General features: G+C 37.1%; 13 protein-coding genes. All 13 read right to left on the bottom strand.

Going from position 1 to position 24,087, the window contains the following annotated elements:
- Nucleotides 1-12 precede the first annotated feature (12 nt).
- Nucleotides 13-1,935, bottom strand: coding sequence for an alpha/beta hydrolase-fold protein (locus ACY0M5_RS17050; protein WP_461629984.1), 1,923 nt, complete (start codon nucleotides 1,933-1,935; stop codon nucleotides 13-15).
- A gap of 684 nt (nucleotides 1,936-2,619) precedes the next feature.
- Nucleotides 2,620-3,825 (bottom strand): mannonate dehydratase, encoded by a 1,206-nt coding sequence (gene uxuA / locus ACY0M5_RS17055; protein WP_124993009.1) that lies wholly within the window; start codon nucleotides 3,823-3,825, stop codon nucleotides 2,620-2,622.
- A 10-nt stretch (nucleotides 3,826-3,835) separates the two neighbouring features.
- Nucleotides 3,836-4,642 carry an SDR family oxidoreductase gene (locus ACY0M5_RS17060; RefSeq protein WP_461629985.1) on the bottom strand — a complete coding sequence of 269 codons (807 nt, stop codon included), beginning with the start codon at nucleotides 4,640-4,642 and terminating at the stop codon, nucleotides 3,836-3,838.
- A 54-nt stretch (nucleotides 4,643-4,696) separates the two neighbouring features.
- Nucleotides 4,697-5,335 (bottom strand): NUDIX hydrolase, encoded by a 639-nt coding sequence (locus ACY0M5_RS17065; protein WP_461629986.1) that lies wholly within the window; start codon nucleotides 5,333-5,335, stop codon nucleotides 4,697-4,699.
- A gap of 141 nt (nucleotides 5,336-5,476) precedes the next feature.
- On the bottom strand, nucleotides 5,477-7,102 hold the full coding sequence (locus tag ACY0M5_RS17070) for a glycoside hydrolase family 43 protein (protein ID WP_461629987.1): 1,626 nt from the start codon (nucleotides 7,100-7,102) through the stop codon (nucleotides 5,477-5,479).
- A 40-nt stretch (nucleotides 7,103-7,142) separates the two neighbouring features.
- On the bottom strand, nucleotides 7,143-9,083 hold the full coding sequence (locus ACY0M5_RS17075; RefSeq protein WP_461629988.1) for a sialate O-acetylesterase: 1,941 nt from the start codon (nucleotides 9,081-9,083) through the stop codon (nucleotides 7,143-7,145).
- A 67-nt stretch (nucleotides 9,084-9,150) separates the two neighbouring features.
- The gene (locus ACY0M5_RS17080; protein WP_461629989.1) at nucleotides 9,151-10,122 is read right to left on the bottom strand and encodes a glycoside hydrolase family 43 protein; all 972 of its coding nucleotides are present in this window, start codon (nucleotides 10,120-10,122) and stop codon (nucleotides 9,151-9,153) included.
- A 113-nt stretch (nucleotides 10,123-10,235) separates the two neighbouring features.
- Nucleotides 10,236-11,369 carry an endo-1,4-beta-xylanase gene (locus ACY0M5_RS17085; RefSeq protein ID WP_461629990.1) on the bottom strand — a complete coding sequence of 378 codons (1,134 nt, stop codon included), beginning with the start codon at nucleotides 11,367-11,369 and terminating at the stop codon, nucleotides 10,236-10,238.
- Between the two features lie 111 nt (nucleotides 11,370-11,480).
- Nucleotides 11,481-12,968 (bottom strand): MFS transporter, encoded by a 1,488-nt coding sequence (locus ACY0M5_RS17090; RefSeq protein WP_156194595.1) that lies wholly within the window; start codon nucleotides 12,966-12,968, stop codon nucleotides 11,481-11,483.
- 787 nt (nucleotides 12,969-13,755) lie between these two features.
- On the bottom strand, nucleotides 13,756-15,618 hold the full coding sequence (locus ACY0M5_RS17095) for a right-handed parallel beta-helix repeat-containing protein (RefSeq protein WP_461629991.1): 1,863 nt from the start codon (nucleotides 15,616-15,618) through the stop codon (nucleotides 13,756-13,758).
- Between the two features lie 21 nt (nucleotides 15,619-15,639).
- Nucleotides 15,640-18,531, bottom strand: coding sequence for a glycosyl hydrolase 115 family protein (locus ACY0M5_RS17100; RefSeq protein WP_461629992.1), 2,892 nt, complete (start codon nucleotides 18,529-18,531; stop codon nucleotides 15,640-15,642).
- Nucleotides 18,532-19,045: 514 nt separating this feature from the next.
- A complete protein-coding gene (locus ACY0M5_RS17105; protein ID WP_461629993.1) occupies nucleotides 19,046-20,971 on the bottom strand; it encodes a RagB/SusD family nutrient uptake outer membrane protein in 1,926 nt (641 codons plus the stop codon).
- Between the two features lie 13 nt (nucleotides 20,972-20,984).
- Nucleotides 20,985-24,044 carry a SusC/RagA family TonB-linked outer membrane protein gene (locus tag ACY0M5_RS17110; RefSeq protein WP_461629994.1) on the bottom strand — a complete coding sequence of 1,020 codons (3,060 nt, stop codon included), beginning with the start codon at nucleotides 24,042-24,044 and terminating at the stop codon, nucleotides 20,985-20,987.
- Nucleotides 24,045-24,087 lie beyond the last annotated feature (43 nt).

Consider the following 24,087-nt stretch of genomic DNA (forward strand, 5'->3'; position numbering starts at 1 on the left):
AACGCACTATTATCACTTAAATAACACTTGTGAAAAATTATACAGGTTGTTTCGCCATACCGGCCAGGTATGTCCGCCAGGATATTCGCTATATGTATATTTAATTTTTATGTCATCGAATTTGCCCAACATTCTCTGACAGTTTTCCCAAGCAATATCTTCCTTTCCTCCCATTGAAATCCAAAAACACTTCAAATTTTTATTAATCTGCGTTGCATTTTCTTTCATAAAATCATACTCTTTATTTGCAATATCGTCTTGCATCGGATGAATCCATCCAGAACTAAATACGCCCAGATACCCAAACAGATCAGTATTGCGCACTCCCGCATAAAGAGTTTGCATTCCACCCATGGATAAACCTGCCAATGCACGTGACTGAGAATCGGTTTTAACACGATAATTCTTTTCAACGAAAGGAATGACCGTTTGCTTTAATTCTGATTCAAAAAGTTTCAGAAAACCCTCACTAAACCCTGACAATGCCAAATTGCCATCTAACATTACAATAACCATAGGTTTCGCTTTTCCTTCGGCAATCAGGTTATCTAAAATCAAATCGGTTTTACCCTGATTTGCCCATCCACGCTGATCCTCTCCTCCTCCGTGCAACAAATACAACACAGGATATTTTTCTTTAGTATTCTGAGAATAACCGGGAGGTGTATACATATAAAAATTACGCCACGAGTGGGTTAAATTTGAATAGTAACGCTTGAATCGAATATCGCCGTGAGACACCTCTTTTATTTGGTAGTAACCATCTCCGGCAAAAGGCACCTCAATACCACTTGCCATGCGTCCCATACCGTAAAATGTTTCACTTGAAGGATCAGCCACGATAACTCCGTCAATAATTAAAGAATAATAATGAATGCCTTCGCTTAAAGAATCGGTGGTAACTTCCCAAAATCCATCAGCCTGCCTTATCATATCATATTTGCGGCCTAAATCAACCTGTATCTTACTTGCTTCCGGTGCCTTAATGCGAAAAACAGCTCTTCCATCAGTCAATATCTTTGGGTATTGAGCTGAACGTACATTTGATTCAGCTCTTTGCCCCTCACTGTTGACACCCGAAAACAGGGCATAATCAACCGACTTAAACAACAACTGTGAAAAATGATATAGATTATCTTTCCACACATTAAAATCGTGGTATCCACCGGCAATCACCTGGTAAATATGAGGTACATTATTCTTTTCCAGATAATCGTGAGTACGCTTACTAAAATTGATCAGGTTATCTTTATCGCCGCATGAGATCCAAAGCAGACTCAATTTTTTAGCGGCATCATTGGGATTTGGCAACAGCTTTTCGGGCTCTTTTGTGTTGGGTGCAGAAGAGAAGCCTCCAATCCAGGCAAACCGATCCATATTACCCAAGCCAAAATTCAAAGTTTGGCCTCCTCCCATGGAAAGTCCGGCGATGGCACGATGTTCCCGATCGGCAAACACGGGATAACTCTTTTCTATGTATGGAATCAAATCACTAATCAAGTCCTTTTCAAATGTTGCAAAAGCTGCCACTTTCAAACTATCATAAATATTCCCTACGGCCCGATCATCTTTCATTGCTCTTCCGTTAGGTAAAACCACAATCATGGGTTCAACCTTTTTTTGTGCGTAAAGATTATCCAGAATTACCTGAGGCTTTCCTTGCACATACCACTCTTTTTCATCACCTCCAATTCCGTGCAGGAGATAAAGGACAGGGTACTTTTTATTCTTTGAAAAACCAGGGGGTGTATAAATAAGAGCGCGTCGATTGCAACCAACAGTTTTCGAAGAATAGGTTATTGTATCAATTTTTCCGTGCAAAATATCAGCATTAACCATATCGTAACCTTGCGGTGCCGATTTTATAATCACCTGACTGTTTACGGCTAAGGTAAACAGCATACTAATTGACAAGAATAAAAAGAGTTTTTTCATTTTTTTTCATTTAAAGCTTTAAATGTCTTCGTTTGTTGTTTTTTAAGTATAACTATTTGATATTTTCCATTTAAATACAGCAAACTAAACAGATACAATAATCCATCATAATAAGGATCGAAATAACCATCGCTATATGGCTCAAATTTGGCATTTCGCAACTCAATTTACGGTAGCCTCCGGCTTCAATAATAAACTCAGGTTCAGTAGCATCAAGATTAAATTGGTCTTCAAATTCAGATATTCCCTAAGATCGCACTAACTCCTGAAACTCATCAGCATAAACCATCTTGAGATTCCAATCACTAAAAGAAAGTCTCGAAGCAGCAAATTAATATTTAGCAACCTGCTCGATATTTATTTTTAGATATTTGATTTGTAAATACAGATAATAACACTTTTATACTTCTTCCCAGTTAATATCCTAAGGCAAACTCAAACATTATTTCTAAGATCGTTTTGATCATATGGAACTTTAAATCTCTCCCCGTTAATATCATAGTTTCATTTTATTTTGAGATAAGCTCAAGGGGGACTCTCAAGTGAATACAAATAACCAAACCCTATAAAAAACAATAAATCAACCTTTTATATACTAATAAGAAACTCCCTCTCTCTCCGCATTTTAGGAAGCATCCTAAACCCAAAGACTGTAAATCAATTGATTTACAGTCTTTTTTTTATCTACTCTATAAACGATTCAATTCCTGTCATTAAACCATCAAGCTCAGCCAAGCCCTTTAATCTGCCGATTAACGGATAACCGGGATTGTACTGATGTTCGTAATCTGACAGTATTTTAATTCCGTGATCGGGACGAACCGGCATGCGCACATCTTCCCGTCCTTCGGCTATCCGGCGTTTCTGCTCTTTTAATAAAGCACTGATTATTTTTACCATATTCTGGCTTCCCGAGATATGGCCTGACTCATAAAAACTGCCATCTTCAAGCATTTGAGTATTACGCAAATGAACAAAATGAATGCGTTTCGAAAACCGCTCAATAATATGTGGCAAATCATTTTCCCTGCGTGCAGACAAAGATCCTGCACAAAAAGTGATTCCATTATTTACTGATTTATTTGCTTCAAAAAGCCACTCATAATCCTCTTCTTGCCCAATAATTCGAGGAAGACCCAAAACAGGAAATGGAGGATCATCAGGATGAATAGCAAATCGGACTCCTGCTTCCTCAGCCACAGGGATAACGTCATCCAGAAACATCTTCAAATTATTGCGCATCGAATTTTTATCAAGCCCTTTATACTTTTCGATAAACTGCAGAAAAAGTGCTTTTGGATCCGTAACTGAACCATCAATCAAACCATCAATAAATCCTTGAGTAACCACAATAATGTTGTAAGCGAGCTCTTCAGCCTCCTCTTCCGACATTGATTCATATGCCTTGGTTGCTGCTGTCACAATCTCTTGTGGATAATCCTTATCGGCACCGGGTCTTTTTAGGATGTAGATATCGAAAGCCACAAAAGTGGGAAAATCAAAATACATGGATTCACCACCATTGGCCAGCTTGTAATGAAGATTGGTGCGGGCCCAATCGAGAACCGGCATGAAATTATAACAGATCGTATCGATTCCACACTCGCCCAAATTCCGAACAGATTTCTTATAATTTTCAATTAAACGGGGATAATCCTCCGAATGCAGTTTTATTCCTTCGGATACAGGTAAACTCTCTACCACACTCCATCGCATTCCTTTGGATTCTATCAATTCCTTCACTTTAAGAATCTCAGCTTTTTCCCAAATTTCCCCGTTGGGGATGTGGTGTAAAGCGGTAATTACACCTTCAACTCCCATCTGAACCAACATATCCAGCGTAATTGGATCTTTAACACCAAACCAGCGCCAAGTTTTTTCTAATGCCATAATCTATGATTTATACACCACTGAATGAGCTAAAACCTCCATCAACAGGCAATATCACACCTGTGATAAAGGATGCTGCATCAGAGCATAAAAATTGAACTGCTCCATTTAATTCTTTAATATCCCCAAATCGTCCCATTGGCGTACGTGCCAATACTTTTTCACTTCTTTCGGTATATGAACCATCCGGGTTAATTAATACATTCCGGTTCTGATCTCCAATAAAGAAACCCGGAGCAATTGCATTTACACGAATCTTTTCGCTAAACTTCGTTGCCATTTCCATGGCCATCCATTGAGTGAAAATATTGATTCCCGTCTTAGCTACGGAATATCCTAAAACACGGGTAATTGCAGAATAAGTTGCCATTGATGAAATGGTTATTATACTACCTTCCCCTTGTTCAGACATTGCTTCGCCAAAAACAAGACTTGGATACACAGTTCCATTCATATTGAGGTTATTTACTTTCTCAAAGTCCTCAATTTTCATATCGAAAACAGTTTGTTGTTCGGTAAGTGTTGCTCCGGGCAAATTACCTCCGGCTGCATTTACTAAAATGTCAACCTTTCCCCATTTATTGATGATTGTTTCCCGAGCTTGTTTGAGCTCATCCATGCTTAAAACACTGGATACAAAACCAATGGCCTCTCCACCCAATTCTTCCAACTCCTTTACCCGGTTGTTTACATTTTCTTCCCGGATATCAAGTATGGCAACTTTTACCCCTGCATTAATTAAACTACGGGCAATACTTCCTCCTAATACGCCCCCTCCACCGGTTACTACGGCAACTTTTCCTTTAATTTCAAACATCCTTTAATTTATTTTTAACGTATATTATACGTTATCTAATTTGTATAAATTTTTTTAGCTATTTTCTTTTAATCGATATAAAAAAGCAGGACGCTGTTTTCCGCCGATTGTTTTTTCATTCAGTTTTTCAACCAGTCCCTGAGCCATTACTTTTTTTCTGAAATTTCTATTGTCAATTGTCTGCAGCAGAAACGTTTCATACAAGCACTGCATTTGATTGAGCGGAAATTTTTCAGGCAACAAATTCACTAAAATTGGTTTTCTCCAAATCTCTTCCTTTAACCACTTTAAAGAATAAGAAATCATAGCATTGTGGTCGAAAGGCAATTTTTTAATATGATTCGTTTTACTCCACTTGATTCTTTTTGCATGCGCTCCTGCTATCAATTCAAACTGTTCCGGTTTCACCAAAGCACAATATAATATTGAAACAACTCTGCGATCAGGATAACGATTGGTTTCGCCAAACAAGCCTACTTGTGATAAAAAGAGATTTGACATTCCCGTTAACTCCTTAAGCAACCTATGAGCCGCATCATCGATATTTTCATCGATATAAATATTTCCACCCGGAAGTGACCATTCATTAAATTCAGGCTCCTTATCTCTTTTTATTAATAAGACCTTCAATTCTCCATTCACGTAACCAAATATGGCACAGTCAATTGAAACATTTAATAATATCTCTCCCATTGAATAATTAGTTTACGTACAATATACGTATATTATTTAAATAATAACAACTACTTAATATAGAAAATGGTTGCCCGCGGAATAACGGACAACCATACTTTTATAAGCTTGAAATATTTAATAAAATTAACAGACTGTTACCTATTTAGCATCATACTCAAACCAGTCAAAATCAGCCTTATTTGTAGACTCATGACCATTGCTGCTGGTATAAAAACCAATCATAGGTCCGGTAAAATCGGTACCGCTCTGACTAGCATTTACAGTAGCATCCTGAATATCGCCAATAGGCTGAAGCGAAGTTTTATCCTTGCCAAAATAAAATTGATATTTTAATTTATTTGCTTTTAAGCCCAAAATTAAATTGCCTGACTTAACACGCTCCATAGCAACCAACTTTTCATCACCTTCTTTTACGCGATAAAGTTTTACAACATTTTCACCATTCTCTGATGATTTCACTAATCTGAAATTACGTGCATTATTATAAACAGCAACAAAACCAGCTTCTTCGTTATCATTGGCAGGATTAAAATTCACTTTTGTAAAAGATTCAAAAGAAAATTCGCTGATTCGCTGTACCAACAATGATGGTTGTTCAAGTTTCGTCATCATTTGAGGACGAGTATCCAAAGTAATTTTGCCTTTTGAAATATCATACCATTTCTCATACGGTGTGCGCAGAAAAACCCATTTCAAAGCCAAATTATCATCATCAAAATCATCGCGAACAGGATACGACTCAACAGGTGTCCAAGGCAAGTTGGGCCTTTTTTCCTCGAAACGCACTTTACCAACTCCACGATTAAACAATGGCCAACCATCTTCAAACTCCATTGGCACAAGATAAGTTTCGCGACCTAATAAATTTTTTCCCTCACACAAACGAACAGCTAACATTACAGCCCACCACTCATTATTTTGTGTTTGAATAATATCGCAATGCCCAACAGCAGAAATAGGATAATCGCGTCCTAAATTACGATGAGTTAATACCGGATTAATGTTTGAAGGTGTATACTTACCATTCACTTTGTCACTTTCAAAAACCGTTATGGCATGATTGAAACTTGTGCCCCCTTCGGCAATCATTAACAGGTACCGGCCATTTACTTTATAAAGGTGTGGCCCTTCGCCCCAAACTGCATTTGTGGCATGACCAAAAGTGGCCTGAACCGGCTCACCCAAAAGTTGTTTTGTCTCCAAATCAAGTTGTTGAATAAAAACTCCATTCTGACCTTCCCATTCACGTTTCCCTGAAATATTATGAGCTCCAACATACCAACAAGTTCCATCATCATCCCAAAAAAGAGTAGGATCTATTCCTGGTGTATTTAACCAAACAGGATCACTCCACGGCCCTGCAGGATCTTTTGCCGTAACGTAAAAATTACCTTTGCAACCTACACAAGTCGTTATCATATAAAATAAACCATCGTGATAACGCAACGTAGGAGCAAAAATACCTCTCGATGCTCTCAATCCTTCATTCAGCTGCAACTGTTCAGGTCTGTCCAACACATGACCTATTTGTTTCCAATTTACCAAATCTTTACTATGGAAAATAGGTACTCCGGGAAACCATTCAAAGGAAGAATTGACCAAATAGTAATCATCACCTACCCGACAAATTGATGGATCGGGGTAAAATCCTCTTAAAATTGGGTTCTCGTAAGTTTTATTCGTTTCTGTGGTATTTTCTTGTGCTCTAAGTGCTGTAATTGCGAGCAAAAATAATATCATCAGTGAAAATACATTCTTCTTCATCAGTTATGCTTTGGTGATTAAAATTCTCAACACGTATCAACTACCAAGTATCTGTTCTAAAAGGAGAAGCAGGCAAGCCTTCCTGATTAAACAGATTTGCTTTATTTGGATTGTCGGCCCAGGCATATCTGATTGCCTTAGGATTTTTCACCTGATCACTCCACACAATTATCTTGTTGCCAACAATTTTTGCTTTTGCCCAGACAAATTTCTTATCCTTCCCTGCTATTGCAAATTCTTTTAACTCTCCATCTCCTTTCGCCAGAAGCCCGCTTCCCACATTTTCAAAAGAAAGAATTACCTTGTTTTTTTCAACCTTCATAGATTGATACACTGGACCTGAATAAACAACATGATCGTCGCCATAAGCAATCTTTTTTGCCACAAGAAGCAATCTTTCACCTACATCCTTCTTATTAAGTGGATGAATATCGTTCCACTCTCCAATATCAATGGTTACAGCCATTCCTGTATTTGGAATTGACAATATTTTGAGCTGAGCTTCCCTTAACATCGCCCAATTACTTTCTGACGGCTGATCTTTAGGCGACATAAAATTAGGTAACTGAACACATAAAAAAGGAAAATCACCTTGCCCCCATTGCTTTCTCCAATTTTTAATAAGAGATGATAACAGATGTTCATACTCATTGGGGCGACCAGTATTAGACTCTCCCTGATACCATACCGCTCCTTTAATTTTGTAGTTCAATAATGGAGCAATCATTGCATTGTATAAGCCTCCTGATTTCCATCTGATAAAAGTTGGTCCTTGTAAAGGCTCCATTGCCACTCCCAGTTTGTACTTCCACTCTCCTTTAAGATCTATTTGAAAATCATCGAATACGATTTGATATGGCTTACCGGCTACAAAACCACCTCTTCCACCATTACTGATCACACGAATCGAAATCGTATTTTTTCCTTCAACCAATATTCCTGCAGGAATAGTATATCGACGCGGTGGGTATTGGTAGCTGGTTGTTCCTATAAATTTTCCGTTTACAAAGACTGAATCAGCATCAATAATTCGCCCCATATTTAGTAAGCCCTCTTTGTTACAATATTCAGCAGGAATTTCAATTTCCTTTCGAAACCAAACAACACCATTCACATTTCCCAACTTCCCATCAGCCCAATAACCAGGAATGGTCATGCTACTCCAATCGGAAGTATTACTATCTTTAGCCCGCCAGTTTCCTTTCTGACCTTCGTCATTTACTGTTGATTTTTGATACCAATTATTACTTCTACGATTATCACTTTGCACAATTGAATCAATTACAGCTTGACTTTTAAATTTTTGCAATTCAGCACTATACAACGGAAACTCTTTAAGTGCTTCTTCATTCAACCATGCTTGTGCCGGAGAGCCACCTAAACTGCTGTTAATTATCCCAATAGGAACATTATATTCTAAATTTAATTTATTGGCGAAAAAATAAGATACTGCTGAAATATTATTAATCGTGTTCTTATTAATATCTACCCAATTTCCATCCGGCAAATCATTTTTAACAGTGTTGAAATTGTATTTCTTTGGCACTTCAAAATATCTGATGTTTCTGTTATCAGCTTTTGCAATCTCATCCTTGTAAAGAGGACTCACTCTTCGCATGGGCAATTCCATATTGGACTGACCTGAACAAACCCAAACATCACCAACTAAAATATTTTTAAGATGAATCGTATCGCTTGCGCAGATATTCATTGCATAAGGGCCACCGGCTTTCTGTGCAGGAAGCATAACAAACCATTCTCCCTTATCATCGGCAATGGTTTTATACAGAGAATCTCTGTAGTTAACTGATACCTTTTCATTCTTCGCACTCCAGCCCCAAATTTTGACATCCACATCACGCTGAAGCACCAATCCATTTGAGATCAGTTTAGGCAAACGCAACTGAGCTGATACCATAAAAGGCATCAAAAAAAGACTACTCAAAAGAATAAAAGAAAGAGCTTTTCGATTAAAATACATTCCGTAATTTTTTTTAACTATAATTTAAAAATTGAATTCTCTTGTCTTAAACAATCAAAACACATGCCTAATCGGCCATTCCATCAATTGTTTTAATAGAACCATCTTCATTGTATTCCAACTCTGTAACTTTCATGCTACGAAGCCATGTTTTTCCTCCTGATGGCTTGGAATCGTGATGAAACAGGTACCATTTCCCCTTAAATTCGCAAATAGAATGGTGCGTAGTCCAGCCTACTACAGGTGTAAGAATTACTCCTTTGTAAGTAAAAGGACCATAAGGTGATTCTCCAACAGCATAACAAAGCAAATGAGTATTTCCGGTTGAGTAAGAAAAATAATATTTGCCATTGTACTTATGCATCCACGATGCTTCGAAGAAGCGACGATCATGATCTCCAGCTTTTAAAGGCTCTCCATTTTCATCTAAAATAACAAGGCTTTTAGGTTCTTCGGAAAATTCCAACAGATCATCTGACATTTTTACAACCCGAGCCGGTAATGAAGACTCATCATCGGCAGGTTCGGAACCACACTCCTGTGCTTTATTGTTTCGGTAACGTTGCAACTGACCTCCCCAAAGACCACCAAAATACATATAATGCTGACCATCCTCTTCTTCAAAAACGGCAGGATCGATGCTATAACTTCCAATAATAGGGTGCTTTTCAGGAACAAAAGGCCCTTCAGGCTTATCACTTACTGCAACACCGATGCGGAAAATATCTGTTTTATCTTTTACCGGAAAATATAAATAATACTTACCGTTCTTATGAGCAACATCAGTATCCCACATTTGACGACCGGCCCAAGGCACATCCTGCACATCCAAAACAACTCCATGATCTGTTACTTCACCATCTATATCATCCATTGAAAATACATGGTAATCTCGCATATCAAAATGATCGCCATTATCATTTTCAGGAATACCTGATTCAATATCGTGAGATGGATAAATATATAGCTTGCCGTTAAATACGTGTGCTGATGGATCTGCGGTATATAAACCATCAACTAAATACCTTGGGTTCTTCATTATTTTATTTTTTTCAAGCTCTTTTATCAAGCTTTATTCATATTATTAAATCGATAGAATAAGTGTATCAAATTCTTATTTAAATAACACTTTGTAATAAACTCTTTAAACGATTACAGATCTTCGTTAATTATTTTTTCAACAATTGGTTTTGCTTTATACTCTCTGTCAAACAAAAGAGGATAATCTGTACGTCCGTTAACAGGCCAATAATTGCGCCATGACTGAGCATCACTAACTCCCCAAAGGGTAACACGGCTAATTTTATTGCTATGTTTATAAAACAATCTGAAAAAATCCTGATAACGCTCTGTCATTTTTGTACTAATCGAATCAGGAAGTCCATTGGCGTATGGGTTTAACTCTTTCTTAAATTCAAAATTTAAAGCTATATCGGCTCCAGCATTCATATTTGGCATAGGAAGAACAGTCAAATCCAGCTCCGTAACCATCACTTGAACACCCAATTCGGAAAAAGCCACTATGCTTTTCTCAAAATCCTCAATCGTAGGATCATCCATTGAGATGTGCCCCTGCATGCCAATACCATCAATTCTTACTCCTTGTTCCTGCAATGATTTCACCATAGCCACAACTCCTTCTCTTTTCCCCTTTTTCGCCATCGAGTAATCATTGTAGTAAAGCTCAGCTTCCGGGTCGGCTTCATGCGCAAATTCAAATGCCAGCTTAACAAAGTCTGCACCAATTATTTCATAAAATTTGCTTTTGCGCCAGGTTCCATCATCCAAAATAGCTTCATTTACAACATCCCAGCCTTTTATAATTCCTTTATAACGACCTACCACTGTGTGTATATGACTTCTCATTCTTTCAATAAGAACATCTCTCGAAACATCATTTCCTTGCTTATCTACGAAAAGCCAATTTGGTGCCTGAGAATGCCAAATTAGAGTATGCCCCGTTATAAATAGCTTGTTATCAAGCCCAAACCGGACAAATTTATCCGCCATATCAAAATCAAACTCATCTTCAACAGGTTGAACAACTTCACTTTTCATCACATTTTCAGCAACAACAGCATTAAAATGTTGCTTAATGATTTTTATGGCAGAGGTGTCAGCACCATCTATTTGGGCACTATTTAATGCTGTACCTATATAAAACCTATCGCCAACAGCCAATTTCAATGATACTGGCTTTACTTCTGTTTTTGAACAACTGCACAATACTCCAAGCAGTAAAAACGCCAAAAAACCGGGGGTGTATATTTTTTTAAATCGATTCATTAATTATAAGTTTTCTAATTTGTATTTTATGCCAAACTAAGCAATAAATGTTTTTTTTCTTAGGATCATCAAGTTCGATGCCTGAAAAACGATTCTCCTACAAATCACTATCTAGGAACGCTTAAAATCAGTCATTAATCCTCGTCTTTTGCTCAATTCATCTTCAATCTCTACTTCCTTCTTTTTATCAATCTTGTAGAAGAATAAACATCCTATTGCAATAAAAAATGTAATAGTTGGAAATACGCTTAAAGAAAGTTTTATACCATTAATTGTTTCAGGACTTTGAACATCCAGCAGATGATTATACCCATAACTTGCTAAAATTCCTGCAACTAAAGCTCCACCAACGCTCAAACCTGCTTTTAAACCAAATATCATTGCTGAAAAAATAATTGCAGTTGCCCTACGGTTATTTTTACATTCGGAATAATCTGCAACATCGGCAATCATTGCCCACAACAGCGGTGTGGTAATACCATAAAAGAAACCATGCAACAACTGACTTATAAATACCAAAGCTATAGATTCCGGAGAATAAAAATAAAATAAAAGCAAACATAAAGTGGAAAGAAAAAGACTCACTCCAAATACATCCCTTTTGCCATATTTATCGGCCAAACCCTTTGAAAACATAATACCAATAATCATGAAAATGATTCCTCCGGCATTAAAAAGACTAAAACCTGATGTTGCAACATCTTCGGGCCACAAGAAACCCACAAAGCCCATATTTGACAGAAGATTATTTAAACCATTAATAAAAGCATTAAAGCCAATATCATTTAAAAAAACCGCTAAATGTTGTTCACTTAAATAATTTTCGAAATAGAATACATACATCCCCCCCTTCAGCGACAGCGTAATAAATACGAATACAGTAACAACAAGCATTACAATCCACGGCCTGTTTTTCATCAAATCTTTAACATCTTGTTTTACCGATGTTGTTTCTGTTTGAGTCGAAACCACACGTTCCTTTGTTGTTAAGAAAGTGATGATAAAAAAGACAATACCAACAAGTGCAAAAACTCCCATTACATTTTCAAAGCCTTTTGCCTTATCACCGTCACCAAATATCAACACCATAGGCAATAATAAACCTTGCACTATGAATTGAGCAACCATTACTGCAGTAAAACGATATGATGAAATACTGTTACGTTCGCCCATATTTCCTGTTAAAACGCCACTCAAAGCCGAGTAAGGTAAATTATTGGCACTATAAAGTAGTACTAATAAGATATAAGTAATAAATGCGTAAGCAATTTTACCTCCCGGACTAAACTGCGGCGTACTAAAAGCCAATAAGGCCATAAGCCCAAAAGGGACTGATGTCCAAAGAATCCATGGACGAAATTTCCCCCACCTTGTTTTGGTACGATCAGCAATAACACCCATTATCGGGTTAAAACATGCTCCAATCATACCTCCTGAAAAAATAATTACGGAGGCTGTTCCTGCCGGAATCTTATACACATCCGTATAAAAGAAGGCTAAAAACGTCATCAACGTTTGAAAAATGAGGTTAGCCGCAAGGTCGCCTAAACTGTAGCCAATCTTTTCAACTACCGATACTTTATCTGATTTTAATGTCATTTTGTAATATTTAATACTGACTTTATTATTCGATGTTATTTATTAAAAAAGTGGCTCCTTATAAACTTTAATTACTGTGCGAGCCACCCAAACTGTCAACCAAAAATACTTGTATCGAAATAAACTCTCGTGATGCTGTGTTACACAAATTTGTTAGTTTGTTACATGTTTTTCATTCCCGTTACATTTAATTTCATTTTGGTTACATCTTTGTTTTAGCCATATGTTTTAAATACAATAAATCAATGGTAAAAAAACCGCACACTAATTGTTACAAATAAAAAACACACCTTACTGTAGTAGTGTACTATCTTCCTTAAAAGTAATTTTGGGGTATTGAGCAGTAAGAAAAATCCACATTTTATCTTATCCCAAATTAACACCAAAACAGGCCTTATAAAAAATTTCTTTTCAGCTATATCTTCGTTAAAAAGATGCATCGTAAATTGGCTATGCTTTACTTTTTTGCCTCGATACAGCTAAAACTTAATTCATTTTAATTAAGTCTGTTTTGAAATTAAATTGGTAGTAATGCACTGCACCTGATTCCTGTCTAAACAAACAGAAAACACAGCGAACAGATATCTCCATCCTGACTTAAGAAACCTCTCCAATATTCAAACCTCTCCCATCAAACATAGAAAATGGGACAATATAAATTCCCCCATTCTTCTATTATTTTACCTCAAATCATTTTACTGATTTATATATTCACCTGTTCTATTTTATATCGTTTTTTCCACAATATCAGGATCTCGTTTTTACCTACAAAACTTTATATCCGATACTATTCTGGGAAAGGATATGCTCCAACAAATGGCAATTTAGGATTTACGGGACTTTGCAATAACTGATATACTTCTTCAGGTAATGATGTTGCTGCACCTTTCCCTTTAAAATCCGATAACAACTCATAATTGCCTAACAAAAGACTTTTAAATAATGGTCCGTTATAACGAGCTAAACCGATACTGTTTTTTGCATATTCCGGATGTTGCTTGTAAAAAGCTTCAGGATTACTATAATTTGCCTGACATTCAGCATTTTTAGTATCGCTCAGCCAAATATCAAGCTTAACATCATTTTTACTCACATAAGCATTGTGATCTAAATATTTAAGGGCTGGCTCTTTTAGTTCTCCGCATAAAACATCGGGTTGCCAGATCAACAAGAGTGGACCGTTGTATTTTTCATCTTTCACCATCAGATTATTCACAAACTCATGTCCGGTGCGTTCATCAACATCAGGTCCGGTGCTCGGATGCCAACCGAAATGATCTCCCTGAGCACTTCGCTCATTTCTTCCAAAACAAGCCAGACTATTAACAAACGTATTCTGATACACTTTTACATTATTGCTGTTCAGAATCAGAATACCATGATCGCAATTCGTAAACACATTACCTGCACAAACGGCGCCCTTGGATATTTCAAAAAAGAATCCATTACGCGAAGGCCAAACACTATGTGGCTGAAAGTTATTGTTAGGGAATCCAACCCCCTCAACCCAATTGTTAATAAATCGACCATCAACATTACCAACATCATACCACACACCATTTGAATTTGGCAGATCAATTACAAGGTTATCATTAAACACAACCCGATTACTTTGATTAAATATTTTTACTGCTGCAGGAAAATAGCCAACCAGATTCTCAATATTATTACGTGTGAAAATATTCTTTTCGATTAAAGCATCATCGGAGCTAACCAAATATAAACCTTCAGTACTTGTATCGCTAATTTTACAATGCTTAAAGCTTATTTTATCGCCTATCAGATTCACACCAATTCGACCACAATAGCTCATGGTGCAATTTTCTATAGTTGTACCAACAACATCATTGCCATGCTCATAATCAGCTGACAAACCTTCCGGATAATACCCCTCAACCTCGATAATCCGAAAAGGATATTGAGTAATTGTAATTCCTTTAATTACCGGTCCGATCCCATCAGATACTTTGCCATGCACATCCTTTATTGTTCGAACCAATCCGGTTGCAAAAGCAGTAATTTCCACCTCTTTATTTGTTGGATCGGTACCAATATAAACTTGTTGGGTTTCGTAATTAATAAAATATGTGTCTTCATTAACTTCTCCTTCCCAACCTACTGACTGCAGAAAACGTCCATCAACAAAAACCAAATCATCATTAAACCGATGTAAGGGAGTTATTTTTCCGTACACATCCTTTACCCACCAATCCTGAGGTTTGGATGGAAATAAATGTGACCATGAAGTACGCCACAACCCATTTTTTAATTTTTCCCATTCAGTTGCAACTAATGTCCCTTTTATTACAGCTTGTTCATCTTTATAGGGCTGCATTGTTATTCCCTGATTCAAGGTCAAATTGCCTGTACGGTAAATTCCGCCTCTCAAAACAATGACATCACCCGTTTTCACCCTTTCAACAGCCGATTCAATATTGGTTGGCTCCGATAGCTTAAGACCTTTTGCATCCTTACTCCCATCCGGAGATACATAATAGATGGTACCATCAACATTTGGTAAATCATAGCTTTTATGTATTGGACCATATGGTCCTCCCGAAGGCTGAGCCAATACTCTTTCTTGTTTTAAGAAAAAAAATAAAGATATAAATGATAAAAGAAGAATAAATTTATTTCCTGTAGTTTCCATAATCACTTTTATTTCTGAATTTTACTTGTACATTTTACACTCCGGAGGTCCCAAATAAGATGGTTTGAGTCCACCATTATCAATCATCAATTTTTGAAGCACAATTCCCGGATCAATCAACCAATATCTTACAGTATGGGTTTCTGTATTATTCAGTTTGTGCTTTGACTTTCTTACTAATTTATTATCGGATACCGCTGTACACCACCATTCTGCGTAATTCCAATCCTTACCTATACAACCTTCATGCAGGTTAATAATCTGAGGTTCTTCATCATCTACAGATACCGCATATTTTAATCCGTCTTTATTCTTAAAATCCTGCGTTGGTGCCAAACACATAAAAAGAGTAATGGAATCATTTTTAGGTTTATTAAGCAATGTGAATGTATATTCCAAATGTGAATTGTCCTTACTAAACTCCTGATAACCTTTATTTACCGGCAATGATGTTACACCTCCTTTTGTGTTCCCCAAACCATTTATCACTTCCCAATCAAATCCCTGACTGGTACTGCTTGAATTAAAGTCTACAGCTTCAATGCTTACCACTCCGTTGTTCTCAATAAATCCTTGTAACTTCTTTTTATTCAGATCAATTTTATCTGCAATAACACCTAGTTCAATCACCTGACCATTACCAGACACAAAAATTGTTCCTGCTGAATTGCCGACAGGAAGTTGATCCCAGTTAACAGAAACAAAATGCCGATCTTCCTCTTTTAGATTATTTTCAACTCCACTGATTTTTAACCACTCAGGGGCTTCAACTTTATAATCTATTGCTCTTTTTCCGGTGTTGAAAATCTCAAAATAAAATTCCTGCTGATTGATATTATCGAAATTTGAAAGATTCGCGGTAGAATCATGCCTTGTCCAAATTTTATCTTTCCCTTCAATCTTTATACAAAGCTGTCCTACTTCCGGCACTTTCAAATAGGTTACCTGAGGCATCGTATTACTGTCCGGCTGATTCCAATAAGTATAACCAATATGCTGCTGTGCCATCATATGATTCCACTTACCATCAGCTAATTCAGTATGAAACTCAAGAGTAAGCAATGAATCACGTTTAAAAAGTTCAACTACTTTATCAGCCATCAAGTTAGTCGCAGCTCTATTTTCTTTAGCATACTGCTTATTTTTAGCCACATACAAATACATTTCATTCAGATTAGCACAAATAGTTACTGGAAAATAAACCAATTGATAAAAGGCATCTTTTTGATCCTCATCTATGATATCATAAAGACTCTTAGCTCTTTGTGCTAAACGATTGTAATCCTCAACTACTTTTTCAAATTCCCGGTAATGAATCAAACTATAGGTATGATTGTCCAATAATTCAGGTGTGCGACGCCTGTTATATTTTGTATATAAATCCAGCAGTTCAGCGATTTCTTTTGCATATTTTCCAGATAATTGTTCTGATGCCCAATTCGTTGTATATTCTGATAATTCATTTACTGTAACCGACTCAGGATTCCATGCATAGTCGAAGAAAAATGAAATAGGTAACTCCATTGGTTTCAAGTCGCCGACATTCACAATCCAAATACGATCAACCCCGTGTTCATACGTTAATCTTAATTGTTCCCAAACCCGCGGTAATGGATTTGTATTGAGCCACTTGTAATTACGCGGACCTCCCACATAATCAAAATGATAATACATACCGTAACCTCCCGAACGTTCAGCCGCTTCTGGTTCCGGCAATACCCTAACATTTCCCCAGTTGTCATCACAAAACAATAGTGTAACATCATCAGGTACTTTCATACCTTTGTCGTAATATTCCTGAACTTCTTTGTATAAAGCCCAAACCTGCGGTGTTTCATTAGCTGGCTTCTGAGTCACCTCTTCTATAATTTTTCGTTGATTGGCAACAATATCTTCCAGTAGTTCGATGTTGGTTCCTTCTTCCATGGCTTCATCGCCATCTCCTCTCATAGCAAGAGTAATAACACTTTCCTTATTACCCATTCGTTCAATCCCCTCTTTCCAGAAAGCATCCAATTGGCTTTTGTTGCTCTTATAATTCCATGCTTTTCCACCGTATGGTTTCCATTCTGCATGAGCTCTCATCAATGGTTCATGATGTGATGTGCTCATTACAATTCCAAATTCATCTGCCAGCTGAGCATTTAGCGGATCATCGCTATTAAAACTTGCCCACCACATAGCAGGCCACAAGAAGTTGCCTTTTAAGCGTAAAATCAATTCGAAAACATGCTCATACATTTGATGATTGAATCCGCCGTAATTCTCAACCGCCCATCGTCCTAAAGCTGGTTCCTCATCGTTTAAAAAAATACCGCGATATTTAACTTTTGGCTCACCCAAATTATATCTGCCTGCTTTAATAAATACCTCGGAGTGCTTTTTTACAGGAACATCAGCCCAAAAATACCAAGGAGAAACTCCCATTTTACGGCTAATATCGAACATGCCGTAAATTGTGCCTCTTTTATCGCTCCCGGCAATCACTAAAGCTCTATCAACGTTTGGTAAAGGATTCTCAATTACTTCAATTAAACTATTATCCCATTTCCCCTTTACATCATCTACAATTAACTTACCAGACTTAATTAATCCGTCTATCAATTGACTTTTTCCAATTGTTCCTATAATGATAACAGTACCCTGAGGATTTTTTCCAATATGCAAAGGACTAGTTACTCCTGTTACTTTTTCGATGTCTTTTTGAAATAATTCAGCGACTTTAATTACACCTGAATAGTCTTTATCATCAATATATATGGAAGTGCCTTGTTGAGATTTTACTATCGGGAAATTGTTCTCATTTACTGAAAAAGACACAAATTTATTCTCACTTAATTCCTTACCTGTACCATTTTTACAAGAGATTATACTGAACAAGACAATCAACTCTAACACAATAAATCTTATCATATTGATTTTATTTGTTTTTATCATTAAACTGAAACACATTACCCCAGGCATCAGGGAATTAAATCCCTGTTAACAAGCAGATGAAACGTCCATGTATAAAGCTTTCTACAAACAGGAAGATGATTATATGGTAAGTTCCATGGCCGTAAAATAAAAATTATAAACAGATGAAACTTTCGATAACCAACCTAATTGTTATAAAAAAAGTCAGCATCTGTAATTTTAAAAAAATTTCACCTATAAATCAGCCTTCTTAATTTTGAAAAACTTAAATGTTTAGAAATACGCAATCAATTGTCTCAATTCAAAAATATCGGATACTTCTGTAATATTACATTTCAATTCCGTAAAACTCTTTTAATTTTAAAACTGTCCGCAAGTTGGACCTACGGACAGTTTATTCTTACTATTGCTTACTAAATAAACATATCAAACCTACTTTCTTTTCAAAAGGAATTGATGTTAGCAACTCCAATTTACGAAAATGCGGTTTATCAATTATTAATATCCATTTTTACTCATAATATCCTGGATTCTGATAAGCTGCTTTTTCAGCCTCGCTCATTTCCATACCATCAAGCTGGCCTTGTGGAATAGGTCGAAGATAAAAATCAGGTGTTATAGTCCGTGTTATGGTTTTAGGTGTGTGATCTGTAACTCCGGATCCGCAAATTTCATAACTGCCGGCGATTTCCGCCCATTTCTGTGTACGTACCAAATCGAACCAACGATACCCTTCACCAAAATATTCCCGTGAACGTTCAGCTAAAATATAGTTAATGTCTAAAGTAGTTGGAGTGGCAGCAATCATAGTAGCGCTGTTATCAACATCTTTAGCCACATTCCCATTATTATCAAAGCTCCACTTTCCTGCACGAGCACGGATAACATTAATCAATTCTCTGGCACTTTTACTTCCTGTTGCACCCTTTACAGCTGCTTCGGCTGCGATAAAATACAACTCCGAGAATTTATATATATTGAATGGACGAGTTGATGCTGCATTAGGTTGCCCCAAAGAAGTCCCATTGTCAGTACGATAAACACCAAGCTTCCAAAATCCCGGATACTTATATCTACTTATACCACTTGGATTCATAACAAAATCTGACCTTCCAGGTAATGTGCCGGCGCCAACATTACCACCTGTAGCTGCGTCAGTTCCCCAAACCAGAGCTGGATCGTCCTCGTTCAAAATTGTTAATACTGCATCACCAGGTACAATCGACATACCATTCGCATTAATTAAAGATGTTGCAGCGACTCCACCCTTTGGCCAGTTACCACGCCATACAGTAGTAAATGTTGCATCGTAACGCGAATCATTCGTTTTATCGGCAAAGGTATTTTTAACAGCACCGATAGTGGGAGCCATACGTGTCCATGGTCTACCCAAGTGTTGTTCTGCTTCTCGCTGAACAGAACTTACACCATCACTTCGAAGCACTGTATAATTCCAGGTCAACATCCAAACAGCAAAATTATCTGCATCACCGCCACCAGCATAAGTAAGGCTGGATCCATTATAAAATTCGCTGTCCTCGGTATGATCAGCATATAACACACATTCTTTATTACGGTCATTTTTACCCACATTCAGATCATAAAATGTTGGCATTAAACCAAAAGGTCCTGGATCAGCAATCCCGTCTGTTGCCACATTATAAGCTTGTTGAAAATACCATGAAGCATCATGCCCACTAGGGTCAATTCTGTCACTTGCAGGATAAGTCGGAATATTGTTTGGGTTTTGTAACCACCATCCATAAGTTAAATAGGCTTTAGACAAACATATGCGAGCAGCAGTTTTAGTCGCAGCTCCAGTTACCCGACCTGTTGCCGGCAAATCTTCTATGGCAGTTAACAAGTCAGGAAAAATAGCTTTGGTATAAACTTCAGGAACTGTGTTTCGCACAGAAGTTCTTGAGGCACTAGTGTTAAACTTTAGCTCTCCAGCACCTAAATCCAAAGGAACTCCACCAAAAGTTTGTACCAGTAAAAAATAATCAAATGCACGGAAGAACCTAGCCTCAGCAATAATTTCATCTGAAATGCCAATAATCTCAGCATTCTCTATAATACCACTTGCTGTGTTTATATTAGAAAACGCATTTCCCCATAAAACATTAGTATTAGCACCTGTTGCAGTAATCGACCCTACACCTGACATATCCATATCCTTAAAGTTTCCATCCGCACTTTGCGCATATGTAACTTCATCGGTTCCTGTCAGGCAAGAATTGAAATAGTATGCGTTACCATAAATATACCGCAGGTGTGCATACTGAGAGGTTATTCCTCCCAAAACACCTTTCTCGGTTTTAAAGTATTCAGGAGTATACTTACTACGTGGTTGTTCCTCTAATACATCGTTACATGCTATAAAGAACATGGCCATCAACATTGTTCCTATAAGAGGTTTTATATAATTAAATTTCATAATTTTTTAATTTTTAAAATGTTAATTCGATGCCGATCACGTATTTACGAACTGAAGGAGTGTTATATCCCTGAGTAAGTATACGTTTCATGTTATCAGAATAGGCAACTGCTGCATTTTCATTTCCGTAAGAGTTGGTTTCCGGATCTAAACCGGTTTCTCTAGTATAAGGCGAGAATAACACAAATGGATTCTGTACAGTAGCATAAAGTCTTAATTTATCAAAACCAGCAGCCTCAATAATTTTTTGGCTGAAATTGTAACCAAGAGATAGAGAACGTATTTTTACATAAGATGCATCAAAATAACCTAATGTACTGCCGTATTTAGGATTATCACCCGACTGACTACCTCCTGGAAGAGGATATTTGGCGCCAGTATTATCAGGCGTCCAATAATCAACATCTACATTACCCCTACGTCCGGTTAACATATTAAGGTAACCTCCTGACGAGTATAATGTACTGATGAGAGTCCCGCCATGTTGAAAAGCTCCAACCAAACTAAAATCAAACCCTTTATATGCAACGCGAGTATTAAAACCACCCTGAAAATCAGGTTCAAGGTCCATTACCTGTAAATCTTCTGGTCCAATTTTTCTTGTAGGTATACCATTTTCATCGTAATCACCATAATACTGAACCTTTATCATACCTACATTTCCACCTTCTTCGTAGTCTTGAAGGTTTGCATCACCTTCCTGCCAAATTCCTATTCTTTTATAATCATAAACAACATTTATTGGATGTCCAACAAACCACCAGTTTCCTTCATCTCTAGTCTGTCCCGAAGCCAGAGAGGTTAATTTATTTTTATTGGAATAAAAATTAACACCAACATCCCATGTCCAACCGTTTACATCATCCAGAATCACACCGTTAAGAGAAAACTCCAATCCTTTATTTTCTGTTGTCCCAATATTTTGAGTTACACTTGAAACTCCTGATGTAGGAGGTAAGCCAACACCTAACAGAACATCTTCCGTTTTCGTAATATAGTACTCAACAGCACCAGTCAATCGGTGATTCAAAAGCGCAAAATCCAAGCCATAATTCCAGGTTTTAGAAAATTCCCATCCTAAATCATTGTTAGGTAATTCTGTTACATAAGTTCCAGTAGAATAGGTAGTCCCATAATTATAGGGTCTGGTTTTTAAAACACCTAGTGTAGCATATGGTTTTACAGATTGATTTGAAGTTTGTCCAAAACCAACCCGAAGTTTTAATGCATTTACAGCGGTGATATCAGACATAAAGGATTCATTTGCAATATTCCAACCTACTGACAAAGCAGGGTATGTATGCCACTTATGTCCTTCTGCCAACCTTGAAGAAGCATCGGAACGTATTGTAGCACTAATCATATATCGATTATCATAGGCGTACATTGCACGTCCCATATAAGACATCAATCCACTTTTTTCATAATTCTGATACTCCGGATTAACAGTAATTTCTCCTGCAGCACGGCCCAGATTATAAAATTGAAAAGCATCTGCTGGAATATCCTTAGCAGAAACATTAGAGCTATTATACAACGTTTCCTCCACAGAATACAAACCTACAACATTAATAGAATGTTTACCGAACCTACGGTCGTAGGTTAAAAGATTTTGAACTACCCAATTAGTATTTCGTGAGTTACTAATGCCGGCTGTAGAAACAGTGGTTGCATTAGAACTACCTACACCTTCTCCGGTATAATTTCCATCGTTGGTCGTGCGTAAATTACCAGCAAGACTAATTCTATACTTTAAGCCTTCTATACCAGGTATTTTCACTTCACCAAACAAGGTGTTATAAGAAGCAAATGCCTTCTTTTTATCAATGTATCTATCGCCTAAAGCATTTACAATATCTTTTGTCTGATTCCAGTTTTCATCTAATGGCATCTTTATGGTTCTTTTCCAATTACCATCAGCATCATAAGGGTCCGCGATGGGAGACATGCTTAAAACACCATACATACCCATTCCATTGTTACTATTGGTATAATTATTATTTGTGCTAAAACCTATACGGAAATAATTACCTATTTCCTGATCAATAGAACCATGCAAAGTTAATCGGCTAAAATCCGTTCCTGGAGTTACAGCTTCTTCTTTGTAGAATCCAGTACTAAAGCTATAGCTTCCTTTTTCAGTACCACCTGTAACTGCAATATTATGATTGGTTACATTAGCGGTTCGATACCACAAATCCTGCCAATTTGTATTTACATCATCGGCTTCATCCACTCCATTTGTATACTTATTGGCTAATTTACGTAATTCAACAAATTTGGATCCCTCCATCATTGGGTAGTCAGAAAAAACAGTATTTATACCTTGATAACCATTATAGGTGACCAGAGCGCTTTTTCCTTTTTTCCCTGTTTTAGTGGTTACCATTATAACACCATTTGCACCACGCGAACCATAAATAGCTGTTGCAGAAGCATCCTTTAGAATATCAATAGTCTTAATATCAGTAGGGTTGATATCGCTTATAGATCCCGAAAATGGCATTCCATCAAGTACCACCAAGGGGTCATTATTGGCTGATAGCGATCGTGACCCGCGAATACGAATTTGCATTAGTGCACCGGGTTTACTTGAGGTTTGCTGCATATTCACACCCGCTATACGTCCCTGTAAAGCTTGCGAAATATTTGCAGATGGCACCTCCCGCATCACTTCACCTTTAATATTAGCAACGGAACCCGTTACAGCTTCTTTACGTTGGGTACCATAACCAACAACTACTACTTCACTAAGGCCCACAACATCCTCTTTTAAAGTAACATCAATTGTCGTTTGATTATTAATACTCACAATCTCAGCTAAAAATCCAATGAACTGAAATTTCAACTGTGAATCTCCAGACACTTCCAAAGAATATTTTCCATCTATATCTGTGATGGTTCCTTGAGTAGTTCCAACTATGGAAATACTAACACCTGGTAAAGGGATTCCCTTTACATCTTTAACTGTTCCCTGAAGCGAAAAGCTTTGCGCTATTGCTCCAAAATGTACTGTTAGAAAGAGAAACAGCATAATAGCAATCACTCTTCTTTTTTGATAACATTTTTTCATAAATTTAGAAATTGATTAATAAAACAATTTAGTAGTTAGTAAT

Source organism: Labilibaculum euxinicum (assembly GCF_963678175.1).
GTDB lineage: Bacteria > Bacteroidota > Bacteroidia > Bacteroidales > Marinifilaceae > Labilibaculum > Labilibaculum euxinus.

Coding starts and splice junctions, on each gene's coding strand:
- ACY0M5_RS17050 (WP_461629984.1), bottom strand. CDS start 1,935: ATGAAAAAACTCTTTTTATTCTTGTCAATTAGTATGCTGTTTACCTTA.
- ACY0M5_RS17110 (WP_461629994.1), bottom strand. CDS start 24,044: ATGAAAAAATGTTATCAAAAAAGAAGAGTGATTGCTATTATGCTGTTT.
- ACY0M5_RS17085 (WP_461629990.1), bottom strand. CDS start 11,369: ATGAATCGATTTAAAAAAATATACACCCCCGGTTTTTTGGCGTTTTTA.
- ACY0M5_RS17070 (WP_461629987.1), bottom strand. CDS start 7,102: ATGAAGAAGAATGTATTTTCACTGATGATATTATTTTTGCTCGCAATT.
- ACY0M5_RS17065 (WP_461629986.1), bottom strand. CDS start 5,335: ATGGGAGAGATATTATTAAATGTTTCAATTGACTGTGCCATATTTGGT.
- ACY0M5_RS17080 (WP_461629989.1), bottom strand. CDS start 10,122: ATGAAGAACCCAAGGTATTTAGTTGATGGTTTATATACCGCAGATCCA.
- ACY0M5_RS17100 (WP_461629992.1), bottom strand. CDS start 18,531: ATGATAAGATTTATTGTGTTAGAGTTGATTGTCTTGTTCAGTATAATC.
- ACY0M5_RS17060 (WP_461629985.1), bottom strand. CDS start 4,642: ATGTTTGAAATTAAAGGAAAAGTTGCCGTAGTAACCGGTGGAGGGGGC.
- ACY0M5_RS17090 (WP_156194595.1), bottom strand. CDS start 12,968: ATGACATTAAAATCAGATAAAGTATCGGTAGTTGAAAAGATTGGCTAC.
- ACY0M5_RS17095 (WP_461629991.1), bottom strand. CDS start 15,618: ATGGAAACTACAGGAAATAAATTTATTCTTCTTTTATCATTTATATCT.
- ACY0M5_RS17105 (WP_461629993.1), bottom strand. CDS start 20,971: ATGAAATTTAATTATATAAAACCTCTTATAGGAACAATGTTGATGGCC.
- uxuA (WP_124993009.1), bottom strand. CDS start 3,825: ATGGCATTAGAAAAAACTTGGCGCTGGTTTGGTGTTAAAGATCCAATT.
- ACY0M5_RS17075 (WP_461629988.1), bottom strand. CDS start 9,083: ATGTATTTTAATCGAAAAGCTCTTTCTTTTATTCTTTTGAGTAGTCTT.